At 38.7% G+C, this 1,593-nt stretch carries 1 protein-coding gene and 1 pseudogene; both read right to left on the bottom strand.

Annotation, left to right across the window (positions count from 1 at the left end):
- Positions 1 to 765, bottom strand: a pseudogene (locus RMO55_RS08590) (hypothetical protein); the annotation flags it as partial.
- Between the two features lie 13 nt (positions 766 to 778).
- Positions 779 to 1,036, bottom strand: a complete 258-nt coding sequence (locus RMO55_RS08585) for a hypothetical protein (RefSeq protein WP_310425800.1) — start codon at positions 1,034 to 1,036, stop codon at positions 779 to 781.
- Positions 1,037 to 1,593 lie beyond the last annotated feature (557 nt).

Below are 1,593 nucleotides of genomic sequence, written 5' to 3'. Positions count from 1 at the left end.
CGTTTCTCTGGGTACTAAATAATTGATAATCTTACCATTGGCTCGATATTCTGCCAGCAGCTTACCCGCTAGGGCTGGATCGATATCATCCCCAAAAGCATCATCAATCCAAGCTCCCAAACCCCCAATTTCGTCGCTGCTAACATCTGCACCTTTCAAACCATACTCGATCGCTAGTACCACCTCTCGATCGAGCAATAGATCCCGCATTAACTTGGTGGGAACGAGCATTGTTCCGTCGCCCATCTTATCGTAGAGTTTGTCTAACTCTTGGACTGGAACGATTCGACCATCTCGATCCTGAATCGCTATTTCACCACTAGATCTATGCTCATCATCAATAATCAAGATTCTAGATCCCTGCTTTGTCTGAGCAGAGTTCTTACCATCGCTAACGACTAGCGATCCATAAGCGACTGAATTGTGAGCACTGCGTTGACTATCAGTGTAGATTGGCTGAATACTTCGTTTTGAGTCGCCTTTCGCAATTAAGTTAGCCGTTGCTGGATCTGTAAAGTACCCAGATTTTCCACTAGTAACTATTAAAACTTTTCCGTCAGCTTCTCGCCGCTGGCGATCTGAGGCGTTGACTCCATCGTAGAAGTTAGCTACATAAAGTCCGACTGGCTCGATTTCGTGGGTCTTCAGCCACTTTTCAAGGTAGGAGTTCTCAACTTCCTTGACTCTGGGAATCCTCTCACCGTCAGGATTATAGTCAGTAATAAGCTTGCCAGTTTTTAGATCGAACTCTTTGAACTGAAGCATATACAAGCCTTCTCTAGAAAGGAATTGCCACCGAATCTTCGCGGATTGTCACAGGGGGAATTTTAACCTTCAACTCTTTCTTACCACCTCGATAGATATTGTCGAAATATTCTCGATCTGACATATTCTCATAACGATCGTGAATCATGTCGATATCTACACCATCAGCTAGGAGATCTTCAATATCCTCATCTGCCATCGCTAACCGATCGATCGCATCATCAGCTTCAGCCCAAATGTCAACATTTTCGATCGGTTTCTTAATACTCACAATTATTTAATCTCAGTATCCTGTAAACGCTAGCACAGTCTAAATAGTTTAACAACGTAAAAATGGTCACTTTTTTATTTTATCAATTTAATCACTCAAATTATCTAGATCGATTGTCCAGTTTAAAGTAGAGATGATAACTCCACCATAACTAATGACAAAAGTGAAATTAACAATCGAACATCACATTCGATCGTTAGTAATCGATCCATAACTGAAACTGATATTAGTTACTTTCTGCTAGTAGCAGCGGTTATTACAGGGTATTTGACTTCCTTCACACTAATAATTTATGTAAAAATCTCATACTTTTAGCTTAGTATGAAAGGCTTTAAATTATACGTTTAACTATTTTTTCATTGTCAAATTGTTTGTAGTAACTAAAAAAGCTTTTTAACTACATATTAGTCACAAAAATGAATTACGAATAAATACTGATTGCAAAAATACTATGCTATACCTTATACATGCTCCACTCAAGTTCCAACAAGTGGCAATATTTTTCAACATGAATATTGAAATCATAAAAGGTGTTCGTTTATACAATTTAGATAAAA

The sequence above is a fragment of the Chamaesiphon sp. VAR_48_metabat_135_sub genome (assembly GCF_031418915.1).
Taxonomy (GTDB): domain Bacteria; phylum Cyanobacteriota; class Cyanobacteriia; order Cyanobacteriales; family Chamaesiphonaceae; genus Chamaesiphon.
The sequence above is the reverse complement of the archived record's forward strand: the minus strand, read 5'-3'. Positions and strand labels throughout refer to the sequence as shown.